Source organism: Aquabacterium sp. (assembly GCF_021768455.1).
Taxonomy (GTDB): Bacteria; Pseudomonadota; Gammaproteobacteria; order Burkholderiales; family Burkholderiaceae_C; genus Aquabacterium.
Genome location: NZ_JAIZVX010000141.1, coordinates 1 through 11543 on the forward strand (window position 1 = coordinate 1; position 11543 = coordinate 11543).

The window sequence follows — 11543 nt, forward strand, 5'->3', positions numbered from 1 at the left end:
GGGGCGGGGCGGGGCGGCAGGTCCTTGCCGCTGGCTTCGTAATAGGCCGCGATCTCGTTGATGTCCTGTTCGCTCAGGGGCGCGGCCACGCCTTTCATGGTGGGGTGTTTGCGCTCCCCTTTTTGATACGCCGTGAGCGCCGCCGCGATGTAGCGCGCGTTCTGCCCCGAAATCATCGGGACCTTGTGGACCTCGGGGAAGCTGGCCTGGTAGCCCGGTATGCCATGGCAGCCAATGCACATCGCGACCTTGGCCTCGATGTTCGGGCTGTTGGCAGCGAAAGCCACGTTCCCGGCCAGCCAGGCCAGCGTGGCCGTGAGCCTGGGGGCCCAGCCCCGCACGACCCATGGCGCGTGCGGGCAAGAGGTGGAAACGCCAGAGAAAGGAAGCGAGGGCAGTGTTTTCATGGTGCTGGCAGAAAAGGTGAACTGGCAGGACAAACACGGTACGGCCCAATATAAGGGCCCGCCCTATACTCCGACACAGTAACAACCCGCTTGAGATGGCGCATGAAATTCCAAGGCACTGACCAGTACGTGGCCACCGATGACCTGAAGCTCGCGGTCAACGCGGCGTTGAAACTGCAGCGTCCGCTGCTGGTCAAGGGCGAGCCAGGCACGGGCAAGACGATGCTGGCCGAACAGGTCTCGGAAGCGCTGGGCCTGCCCCTGCTGCAGTGGCACATCAAGTCGACCACCAAGGCTCAGCAGGGTCTCTACGAATACGACGCCGTCAGCCGCCTGCGTGACAGCCAGCTGGCCGACGAGGAAAGCGCCCAGAAGGTGCGCGACATCCGCAACTACATCGTCAAGGGTGTGTTGTGGCAGGCCTTCGAGGCCGACCAGCCCGTGGCCCTGTTGATCGACGAGATCGACAAGGCCGACATCGAGTTCCCCAACGACCTGCTGCGCGAACTCGACCGCATGGAGTTCTACGTCTACGAGACACGCGAGTTGGTCAAGGCCCGTCACCGTCCGCTGGTCATCATCACCTCGAACAACGAGAAGGACCTGCCGGACGCCTTCCTGCGCCGCTGCTTCTTCCACTACATCCGCTTCCCGGATGCGACCACGATGCAGCAGATCGTCGATGTGCACTTCCCGCACATCAAGAAGGACCTGCTGGCCGCGGCCATGCGCCATTTCTACGAGGTGCGCAACCTGCCAGGCCTGAAGAAAAAGCCCAGCACCTCCGAGCTGATCGACTGGCTCAAACTGCTGGTGGCCGAAGACATCCCGGCCGAGGCCCTGCAGAGCAAGGACGACAAGGTCAGCGTGCCGCCTCTGGTGGGCGCCTTGCTGAAAAACGAGCAGGACCTGAGCCTGTTCGAGCGCCTGGTGCAGATGGCGCGCCAGAACCGCTGAGCGCCCTTCAGGCCACCTGCCGGAAGGGTGGGGCACTGACCACCTGGTTGCGCCCGGCGGCCTTGGCTTCGTAGAGGGCCTCGTCGGCCCGGCGCAGCAGCATCGAGAGGGTTTCGGCCGGGGCGTCCACGCAGACGAGGCCGGTGCTGATGGTGACCGACACCGTGTCGTCGCCCCAGGGGATCCTGACTTCGCTCACGGCCTGGCGCAGGCGCTCTGCCGCCTGCAGGGCGCCCTCGTGCAGGGTGTGCGGCAGGACCACGCAGAACTCTTCCCCTCCGTATCGCGCCACGCGGTCGACCTCCCGGGCCTGGGCCTGCAGGGTCTGGGCCACGCTGGCCAGCACGGCGTCGCCAGCGGCATGGCCAAGGCGGTCGTTGATGCGCTTGAAGTGGTCGATGTCGAGCAGCAGAACGGAGAAGGGCTCGTCGAAGCGCTGCATGCGTTGCACCTCGCGGTCGAGGTGGGCTTCGATGGCCCGGCGGTTGAGCAGGCCCGTCAGGCCGTCGTGGTGGGAGAGGTGCTCCAGTCGCCGCACCAGGCGCATCACCACGACATAGCCCAGCACGAAGCTCGACAGGATCGACATGGTCAGGCTGCCCAGCATCAGCATGTGGTGCAGTTGGGTGGGCGAGCCAAGCAGCCAGGGCCAGGCGCCTTGCGGCCAGGCCAGGGTGAGGGCGGTGCCGGCAAACACCGCCAGCCCCGTGAGCATCAGCACCGTGTGGGCGATGGCCGTGCCGGGCATGAACTCCTGCCTGAGCGGCCGGTAGCATTCCTGGGCGGTGCGGCCCAGCAGCCAGCACATGGCGAGGCAGCACAGCGTCATGCCCGGCACACCCCAGCCCAGTGGCAGGAAGACGCCCAGGCAGCCCACGATGCAGCTGAGGGCGACCGCGGTCAGCTCTGCATCGGTGCGGCGCAGCTTCAGGAAGGCCTGCATGCCGCGGCGCAGGGAGGCGGCCCCCAGCACCATCAGCACACCGGCCAGCAGCCAGGGGGCGGCGCTGCGCTGCCACTCGACGGTCAGCGTCAGCAGGAGGCCCAGGCCGTAGCACAGGCTGGAAAGCATCCAGTGCTTGGCCGCGTGGCGTGACAAGCCCATCCACGAACCGGCGGCCCACCACATCGAGGTGGTCAGGCTGTGGGTCACCAGGGTGAAGACGATCAGCAGGTGGCGGGCGTCCATGGCGTCCTCAAACGGAGAGGGCCACAAAGCGGGACGCGCAAAGAACCTTGTGCAGAGGGGGGGCTGGCACACGCGGGTCTGCAACCGGGGTCAAAATACAGCCAGATTCGCAGGACGCCATATGCTCATCAACTTCTTCTACGCCTTGCGCTCAGCCCGACTGCCGGTGACGATCCCGGAGTACCTGAGCCTGCTCGAGGCCATCAAACAGGAGGTGATCGGGCCATCGGTGGACGAGTTCTACCACCTGGCCCGAATGACCCTCGTCAAGAACGAGGCCCACTTTGACAAATTTGACCGCGCTTTCGGGTCGTATTTCAATGGGGTGAGTGCGCTTGACTTGGGCAAAGAGATTCCCCTGGAATGGTTGCGCAAGCACCTGGAGCGTGACCTGAGCCCGCAAGAGCGCGCGAAGATCGAGGCCATGGGCTGGGATCAGCTGATGGAGCGCCTGAAGCAGTTGATGGACGAGCAGAAGGAGCGCCACGAGGGGGGCAACAAGTGGATCGGCACGGGGGGCACCTCGCCGTTTGGTGCTTATGGCGACAACCCCGCCGGCATCCGCATCGGGCAGGACAGGTCCCGCAAGCGCAGTGCCGTGAAGGTGTGGGACCAGCGCGAGTTCAAGGATTACGACGACACCATCGAGCTGGACACGCGCAACATCAAGGTGGCGCTGCGGCGCCTGCGCAAGTTTGCGCGCCAGGGCGCGGCCGAGGAGCTGGACCTCGACCACACCATCCAGGCGACGGCCGCCAACGCCGGCCTGCTGGACATCAAGATGGTGCCCGAGCGCCACAACAACGTGAAGGTGCTCTTGCTGATGGACGTCGGTGGCACGATGGACGACCATGTGCACAAGGTGGAAGAGATGTTCTCGGCCGCCAAGAGCGAGTTCAAGCACCTCGAGTTCTACTACTTCCACAACTGTGTCTACGACTTCATGTGGCAGCACAACCAGCGCCGCTACAGCGAGAAGATCCCGACCTGGGACATCCTGCGCAAGTACAACAAGGACTACAAGCTCATCTTCGTGGGCGACGCGACCATGAGCCCCTACGAGATCCTGCAGCCCGGTGGCAGCACCGAGTACAACAACGAGGAGCCGGGCGCCGAGTGGATCGGTCGCCTGGTGCACGCCTTTCCGCACCACGTCTGGATCAATCCCGAGCCGCAGGGCATCTGGGGCTACCGCCAGAGCATTGCGCTGATCCAGCAGCTGGTGGGTGGGCGCATGTTCCCGCTGAGCCTTCAGGGCCTGGAAGGCGCGATGCGCTTGCTGAGCAAATGAGGCGCCCTGGCGGGCAGGGGGCCCGCGGGCGTGCTCGCCGGTGGATGCAGACCATGAGCCTGGCCGGGATCGCCTGCCTGGTGGGGCAGGGTGCTTGTGCGCAGGAGTCTGTTGCGCAGGTGCCAGCGGGCGCGGAGGTCGACACCGAGGCCCGCGACCAGGCCACCGAGCTGGCTCGCGACAACATGCCCGTGGCCTGGCGCCTGGACATCGAGGCCCCCGAGGCCTTGGCCCGCTTGCTGCGCGGCTACCTTGACCTGGCCCGTTTTCAGGCTGAAGCGGCCGAGGCCGCAGCGCAGCCGTCCGGCTCGGGGGGGCTGGGAGAGTCGGCCTTGTCGGCGCTGTCGGCACTGTCGTCGGCGGCAGGCCTGAGCCGCCCCGGTGGGGTTGAGGCCGAGCCCGAACCGCCTGCGGGCCCCGTGACGCAGGGCATCAGCCGCAGCGAACTGCGCCGGCTGGTGGTGTCGGCCCCCGAGCAGGCCCGCGCCCTGATCGAGGCCGAGGGTTATTTTTCGGCCGTGATCCGCGCCCGCGTGAGCGACGAGCGCCCGGGCGAGCCGGTGGTGGTGACGCTCAGCGTCGAGCCGGGGGAGCAGACCCTGGTCAGCCGGGTGCAGTTCGTGTTCGAAGGCGAGCTGGACGCCCGCCTCTCTGCCGACGACGCCCAGGCGCGTGCCCTGGTCGAGGCCCTGTCGGCCTCATGGGGGCTGGGGGAGGGGCAGGTGTTCCGCCAAAGCGAGTGGTCCGACGCCAAGAATACCGCCCTGGCGCGTCTGCGTGCCGACGGTTATCCCGCGGCCAGCTGGAGTGGTACCTCGGTCACGGTCGATGCCGAAGCCCGCACGGCGCGCATCTACCTGGTGGCCGATACCGGCCCCGCCTTCGCGTTTGGCGACATCCATGTGGAAGGCCTGAAGCGCCAGCCCGCGTCCGCCATCACCAACCTGGCACCATTCAAGAAAGGCGATCCCTACAAGGAAAAGCTGCTGCTGGACTGGCAGGAGCGCATCCAGAAGCTCAACCTGTTCGAGAGCATCTTCGTCACGACCGACCTCGACCCCACGCAGGCTGCGGCCACGCCCGTGCTGGTTCAGGTGCGGGAGCAGGCCATGCAGGCCGCTACGGCCGGTGTGGGCATGAGCAGTGACACGGGGCCGCGCATCTCGGGCGACTACCTGCATCGCAACCTCTGGGGGCTCGACTGGCAGGCCAAGGCCACGATGCAGCTGGGCCGAGAGCTCTCGAACCTGAAGCTGGATTTCACCTCCCATCCCTGGGCGGGGCGCAAGCGCGGGCTGCTGTCGACCCAGGTCAACTACGTGGTGGACGACGACAAGGCCGTGACCACCAGCCAACGCCTGCGGGTGGGCCAATTGAAAGAGGGCGAGCGCCTGGAGCGGACCGATTACATCGAGTTCCAGCGTGACAAGGTGCGCTCGGCCGACAAGGTGGTGGTCTCGGACGCTTCCGCCTACAGCGCCACCTCGCAGTGGATCTTCCGCGATGTCGACAACCAGGTGCTGCCCACACGCGGCAGCACCAGCATGGGCCAGCTCACCGCGGGTCGCAGTTATTCGGCCCTGGACGAGACCGGGCTGTTTGGCCGCGCCTACGCCCGCGTGACGGCTTACGCGCCCTTGCCCTGGCGCTGGTATGCCACCGTGCGCGGGGAGCTGGGCCAGGTGTTTGCGCCCGATGCCGTGAGCGTGCCCGACAGCCTGCTGTTCCGCGCGGGCGGGGATGAATCCGTTCGGGGCTATGCCTACCGCTCGCTGGGTGTGACCACGGACGGCGTGACCGTGGGCGGACGGGCCCTGTTCACCAGCAGCATCGAGCTGGCCCATGCCTTGTGGGCCAGCCAGCCGAATCTGCAAGGCGCGCTGTTTGTGGACGCCGGGGATGCCGCCTCGCGTTTCGGCGCCCTGCAGGCCAAGGTGGGCATGGGCCTTGGTCTGCGCTGGCGCAGCCCGGTGGGGCCACTCAAGCTGGACGCGGCCTATGGCAACGACGTGCGACAGTGGCGCATGCACTTCAGCGTGGGGATCAGCTTGTGAGCGCTTGGGGCTGGCTGGCGTCATGCGGGCGGGCGTTGCGCGCCCTGTTGCTGTGCCTGCTCGCGCTGGCGGTTCTGGCCCCTGCGGCCTTGTGGGCCCTGGCGCACAACGAAGCGGCCACCGCGCGCCTGCTGGGCTGGGTGCCTGGTCTGACCGTGATCGAACCCCGTGGCGCCTTGTTGGGTGATTTCCAGGCCCGCAGCCTGACGCTGGGCCTGCCCCGCGGCGGCGGCGTGGTGCTGCTGGACCTCCAATGGCGAGGGCTGGCCCTGGCCTGGGACGATGCCGCACCTTGGCACCTGGGCCTGCGGGCCACGGACCTGCAGGCGCGGCGCATGGACCTGAACTGGGTGCCCGATCCGGTGCCCAGCCCGACCGTGCCCCCGGCGGACCTGATCCTGCCGGTGTCCTTGCACATCGGCCGGGTGCAACTGGGCGAGGCCCACAGTCCACTGTGGGGCGATGCGCCCTTCAAGGCGCTGGACGCCCAGGTCGACCTGGGTGCGATCGGGACGCATCGCCTGAAACTGCGTCACCTGGCCTGGTCAAGCTGGGCGGCGCAGGGCGACCTTGCGGTGGATGCTGCCGCGCCGATGTCGGTGCAGGCGCGCGTCAAGCTGAGCCAGGCCTCCCCCGAAGCCCAGGCCGAACTCCGGCTGAATGGGCCCCTGGCCTCGCTGGCCCTGGCGGGGGAAGGGCGCTGGCGTGCCCTGGCCCAGGAGCCTGCGCAGTCGCTGAGCCTGTCCGGCGAACTGCGGCCCTTCGCGCCCTGGCCCTTGCCTCGGCTGGGCGCCCAGGCCGCCGGCATGGACCTGGGTGCGCTCTGGCCCGGATTGCCCCGCACCCGGCTCGATGGGCGGCTCACGCTCAGCCCGGCGGGCGAGTCTGACCTGGTCGCCGACATCGACCTGCGCAACACCCAGCCCACCGCCTGGGACCGGGGCGGGCTGCCGCTGCAGACCCTCAAGGGTTCGCTGCGGATCGCCCAGGCCTTGCAGGCGGGATCGGTGTCGGCCTTGCTCCAGTCCGGCGAGGCCGCGCTGGACGCCGAACTGCCTTCCCTGGCTGGCCAGCCCGCGGCCCGCTTGGGCCTGCATGGGGGCTGGGCCCTGGGCGCCACCGTGGCCGCCGCGCCTGGGCCAGGGGCCACCCCGGCACCATCACAGACCCTGAAGCTGTCCCTGCAAGGCCTGGTGCTGCAGGCGCTCGATGGCCGTGCGCCGCCCCTGCGCCTGCAGGGCAGCCTGGGCCTGCAGCCTGTGCAAGGTGCCGGGCTGGCCGGTGGCCCGTCTGCGGCGCAGCCCCCAAGGCCTGACGCCGCCACACTGCAGGCCCGGCTCACGGCAGACATCGCCGGTGAGTTGAGCTCGGCCCATACGGTGGCAGGCGTGGCCTCGCGCAGGCCTGCGCCAGGTGCCAGCAAACCCGCCCCCTGGCCTGCTCGCCCGGTGCGCCTCACCCTTCAGGGCCTGGTCGATGCCGGTGCCCTGCAGCTCGACCGCCTCCTCCTGGCCTCCGGGCCGCAGACCGCCGAACTCAGCGAGGCCCTGCTGCGCTGGCAACGCCCAGCGGGTCAGGCGCCCTGGGACGCCCGTGGTCGTCTGCTGGTCAAGGCTTTCGATCCGCGTGTCTGGTTGCCCTGGCCTGAGGCCGCGGCCGGGCAGACCAGCCTGGCTGGCGAGGCCCGCTTCGCCCTTGACTCCCTCGGGCGCGGGCAGGTCAGCCTGCGCGTGGCCGACAGCCTGCTGGCCGGATTGCCCCTGCGTGCCCAGGCCGACTGGCTGGCCTTGCCTGGTACGGCCCAGGCCTCTCTCAAGGTGGATGCCGATGCGGCAGGCAACCGGGTTCAGGCCCAGGGCAGCTGGCCCCAGCCCCGCCAGCCTTCGGCGCCTTTGTGGTCCCCCGACACCCGCGGCCAACGCTGGCAATGGCAGGTGCAGGCCCCAGACCTGTCGCGCCTGCAGGCTTTGGCCCCATGGCTGGGGGCGAGTCGCCTTGCGGGCGAGGTGCAGGCCGAAGGGCGTGCACAGGGGCAGTGGCCCGGTTTCGACACGGAGGGGCAGTTGGCCGTGCGGCGTTTCACCTGGACCCCTCTGGGGGGGGCGGCAGGCGGCGCGCCCGAAGCCTTGAGCCTGGACGAGGCCCAGGGCAGCTGGCAGCTGGACACCCGTTCGCTCGACCAGCCGGCCAGCATCCGCCTGCGCCTGCAGGGAGGCAGTCTGGGCCGTGCGCAGCTGAAGCAGGCCAGCCTGGTTCTCAGCGGCACCGGTCGTTCCCACGACAGCGAGGTCTCGGTCGACCTGGCCTTGCGCCCGGCGCAAGCTCCGGGCACCGCCGGTTCGGCCGCTGGCGGTGATCCGGTCGCCCTCGCCAGCCAGGGTGTGCACCTGCAGTTCAACACCCACGGCGCCGGCCTGAGCGAGGGCAAAGGCTGGCAGGGGCAAGTGCGCGCGCTGCACCTTCATTCGGGCAACGCCACCTGGCTCCAGGTCCAGCCCTTTGACCTCGGCCTGCGGCTGACCGGCGCTCGCCAGCGCGGGCTCACCGCCCAGGTCAGCCCTGTGCGCGCGAACGTGATGGGCACCGACTGGCAGCTCCAGGGGCTGCAGGCGGTGTGGCCCGAGCTGCCCGAAGGCAGCACCGCCAGCCAGGCCGAGCGGGGAGAGTTCAGCCTGCAGGCGGACCTCCTCCCGCTGAACCTCCCGCAGTGGCTGGCCCGTTGGCGGCCACAAGGCGGCTGGGGCGGTGACCTGACCGTGGGGGGGCAGCTCAAGCTGGCCCACAGCCCGGGGCGCCCCTGGGTGGTCGACGCGCAGTTTGCGCGGCAGTCGGGCGACATCTCCCTGTCCGAGCCCACCATCGAGGGCAACAGCCAGCAGCGCCTGGGGGTGCGCGAAGCCCGTGTCGCCCTGCAGGCCCGCAACGGGGTCTGGACGCTGAGTGAGCACTTTGAGGGCCGGCTGCTGGGGGTGCTGCAAGGTCGCCAGGTCGTGCAGGCCAGCGCGCCCGAGCGCCTGCCCGCTGCGGGCGATGCCCTCACGGGTTCGATGGACGTCCAGATCGGCAACCTGCGCCCCTGGGGCGTGTGGGTGCCCGCAGGCTGGCGCCTCAGCGGCCAGCTGCAGGCCCAGGCCACCCTGGGCGGCACCCTGGGCACACCGCAATACCGCGGGCAGGTGAAGGGGCAGAACCTGGGCCTGGGCCAGGCCCTGTTGGGCGTGAACCTCAGCGACGGCCAACTGCAGCTCGACCTCGAGGGTGCACGCGCCCGACTCACACGCTTCGAGGCGCGCGATGGGCAGCGGGGCGGTGTGCTCAAGGTGGAGGGCGAGGCCGAGCTGGCCGAACAGCCCCGTGCCGAACTGCGCCTGCAGGCCGATCGTTTTGCGCTCCTGCAGCGGGTGGACCGCCGGATGGTGGTCAGCGCGCAGCTGCTTGCCCGGCTGGCCCAGCAGGACATCGCCCTGGAGGGCAAGGTCGGTGTCGACGAGGGCCTGATCGACATCAGCCGCTCGGATGCCCCCACCATCGGCGACGACGTCAACGTGCTCAACGGCCCTGGCCAGTCGCCCCATGCCGATGACCAGGCCAGTGCGGGCGGCGCTTCGGCGCGCAAGCTGGCGGCCAATGTGGCGGTGGACCTGGGCCAGAAGCTGCGCCTGCGTGGCCGTGGCATCGACACCCTGCTCACCGGCGCCCTGCGTTTCACCACGCCCAACAACCGACCGACCCTCGCGGGCGTGGTCAAGACCGAAAAAGGCACGTTTGCAGCCTATGGGCAGAAGCTGCTGATCGAGCGCGGCACGGTCACCTTCACCGGGCCCATCGAGAACCCGCGCCTCGACATCCTGGCCATGCGTCCGATGTCGGTCACCTCGTCCTCGGTGGTGTCGTCCAGCGACGTGAAGGTGGGCGTGGCCATCACCGGCACGGCGCTGGACCCGCGCATCAGCCTCTACTCCGATCCCACGCTGACCGAGACCGAAAAGCTCTCGTGGCTGGTGCTGGGCCGTGCACCCACCGGCCTGGGTGGCGCCGACATCGGCCTGCTGCAGACTGCTGCCGTGGCGCTGCTCTCGGGCGAGAAGGCCTCGCCCAGCGATAACCTCATCGGCATGCTGGGTCTGGACGAACTCTCGGTGCGCCAGAACGACAGCAGCACGGTGCGCGAGACCGTGGTCAACGTGGGCAAACAGATCTCGCGCTTCTGGTACGTGGGCTACGAGCGCAACCTCAACGCCACCAGTGGCAGCTGGCAGCTCATCTACCGCCTGGGCCAGCGGCTCACGCTGCGTGCCCAGGCCGGGCAGGACAACGCCCTCGACCTCATCCGCTCCTGGCGCTGGGACTGAGCCGGGCAGGGGTTCAGTGCCCGCCGTGGATCTTCTTGTGGATCTGGCGCGTGCCCCACCAGATGCACAGCAGCACCACCGGGATCAACGCGCCGGCCAGCAGCTCGGGGTTGATGTGGGCGCCTGCCGCCTTGGCGGCCTTGCCCAGGTAGAGCACCAGGCTGATCACGTAGTACGAGATGGCCGCGATCGACAGGCCCTCCACCGTGGTCTGCAGGTTGAGCTGCAGGTCCTGGCCGCGCGTGAGCTGGGCCAGCAGCTGCTGGTTCTGCGCTTCGGTGACGATGTCGACCCGCGTGCGAAGCAGGGCGCTGGTGCGTTCGATGCGCTGCGAGAGCGAACCCAGACGTTGGGCCGTTGCCGCCACCGTCGCGATGGCCGGCGAGAGCCGGCGCTGCATGAACTCGCCCAGCGTTTGCGTGCCGGGGATGGCGGCCTCGCGCAACTCGTTGATCCGCTGCAGGACCAGGCCATGGTAGGCCTGCGTGGCGGAGAAGCGGTACATGTGCTCGGCGGTGGCGCGCTCGACCTTGGCGGCCAGCTTGATCAGGGTCTCGAGCAGGGCCTGGTCGGACACGTCGGTGCCGTCCATGCGGGCCGTGATGTCGGCCAGTTCGGCCTCGGCTGCGGTCAGCATGGGCCCCAGGGCCTTGGCCACAGGCAGGCCACGCAGGGCCATGATGCGGTAGGTTTCCAGCTCCAGCAGGCGCTGCGAGATGCGACCCACCCGGGTTTCACTGGTGCCCTCGGGGGCCACCACGAACATGCGCTCGAAGCCGCTGTCGCGCAGGCCGAAATCGGTCACGGCGCAGGAGTGCCCACGGCCCAGCATCGAGGCCAGCACCGGCTTGCCATCGAACCAGTGGCGGCCCATTGCCTTGATGGCCTGTCCATCGCCGATGTCGCCATGCACCATGGCCATCTGCACGGCGGCCACCGTGCGGCCCGGGATGCGGCGCAGCCAGTCGGGATCGATCACCAGTTGCCGAAGCAGATCGGCCTCGCTGCCGCCCGTGATCGCGTCTTCGGGCAGGTGTTGCACCAGCGAGTAGCGGGTGAACTCGGTGTGGCGTTCCCACTTGAGCGCGTGGCCGGCAAAGCGCAGGCGCAGGAAGGAGCCTTGCAACTCGTCCAGCGTCAGGCCGCCCTGGTCGGGCAGTTCACGCAGGTGGGCCCATTCCTGTTCCCGGCTCACGCCATCGTTGAGCACGGCCACGTAAATCACGAGTGCAGGAAGGCGGATGCGGGGCGTGGGCCGCGCATGGACCTCGTTGTGCAGCACCTCGCGCAATC

7 protein-coding genes are annotated in these 11543 nt (G+C 68.9%); 4 read left to right on the forward strand and 3 right to left on the reverse strand.

From position 1 onward, the window contains the following. Positions 1 to 407: cytochrome c (locus QZ994_RS15855; protein WP_367172332.1), on the reverse strand; the 407-nt coding region annotated here is incomplete at its 3' end. Between the two features lie 102 nt (positions 408 to 509). Here QZ994_RS15855 and QZ994_RS15860 point away from each other — a divergent pair. Continuing rightward, positions 510 to 1364: a MoxR family ATPase gene (locus tag QZ994_RS15860; protein ID WP_290873768.1), complete on the forward strand. Its 855-nt coding sequence runs from the start codon at positions 510 to 512 to the stop codon at positions 1362 to 1364. A gap of 7 nt (positions 1365 to 1371) precedes the next feature. On the opposite strand, the gene QZ994_RS15865 is transcribed toward QZ994_RS15860, so the two are convergent. Beyond that, positions 1372 to 2553: a GGDEF domain-containing protein gene (locus QZ994_RS15865; protein WP_290873771.1), complete on the reverse strand. Its 1182-nt coding sequence runs from the start codon at positions 2551 to 2553 to the stop codon at positions 1372 to 1374. A gap of 121 nt (positions 2554 to 2674) precedes the next feature. On the opposite strand from QZ994_RS15865, the gene QZ994_RS15870 reads away from it, so the two are divergent. The 3 genes from QZ994_RS15870 to QZ994_RS15880 are packed head-to-tail and all read left to right on the forward strand — an operon-like array spanning position 2675 to position 10250. Beyond that, positions 2675 to 3844: a VWA domain-containing protein gene (locus tag QZ994_RS15870; RefSeq protein WP_290873774.1), complete on the forward strand. Its 1170-nt coding sequence runs from the start codon at positions 2675 to 2677 to the stop codon at positions 3842 to 3844. Between the two features lie 53 nt (positions 3845 to 3897). Then, positions 3898 to 5898, forward strand: a complete 2001-nt coding sequence (locus QZ994_RS15875; protein WP_290873777.1) for an autotransporter assembly complex family protein — start codon at positions 3898 to 3900, stop codon at positions 5896 to 5898. 35 nt (positions 5899 to 5933) lie between these two features. After that, complete coding sequence (locus tag QZ994_RS15880) at positions 5934 to 10250, forward strand: translocation/assembly module TamB domain-containing protein (RefSeq protein ID WP_290873780.1); 4317 nt, start codon at positions 5934 to 5936, stop codon at positions 10248 to 10250. A gap of 13 nt (positions 10251 to 10263) precedes the next feature. Here the strand turns inward: QZ994_RS15880 and QZ994_RS15885 are convergent, their stop codons facing one another. Then, entirely contained in the window at positions 10264 to 11541 is a 1278-nt protein-coding gene (locus tag QZ994_RS15885; protein ID WP_290873783.1) for a DUF3422 family protein, read from the reverse strand. Positions 11542 to 11543 lie beyond the last annotated feature (2 nt).